1 protein-coding gene is annotated in these 231 nt (G+C 62.3%); it reads right to left on the bottom strand.

Going from position 1 to position 231, the window contains the following annotated elements:
• Positions 1-134 precede the first annotated feature (134 nt).
• Positions 135-231 (bottom strand): 50S ribosomal protein L18 (locus QP415_RS13135; protein WP_285100365.1); only part of this gene is annotated, 97 nt, incomplete at its 5' end.

Raw genomic sequence — 231 nt, 5'->3', positions numbered from 1 at the left:
ACCGCGACGATTGTCACGGCGGTTATCACGACGGTTATCGCGGCGTCCGCGACGACCTTCGTTGCGATTTTCCCGGCCGTTCTGGGCCGGATCCTGCTGCTCTGCAGCCATTTTCCTCTGCCTTTCCTCAGCCGTTAGAAATCGAGTCCAGCTTCGCGCGCACCTTCGGCGACAGCTGCAACGCGACCGTGGTACTGGTTGCCACCGCGGTCGAAGACCACGGCGCTGATC

This window comes from Pauljensenia sp. UMB3104 (assembly GCF_030217285.1).
Lineage (GTDB): Bacteria > Actinomycetota > Actinomycetes > Actinomycetales > Actinomycetaceae > Pauljensenia.
This window is presented reverse-complemented; position numbering and strand designations above follow the sequence as displayed.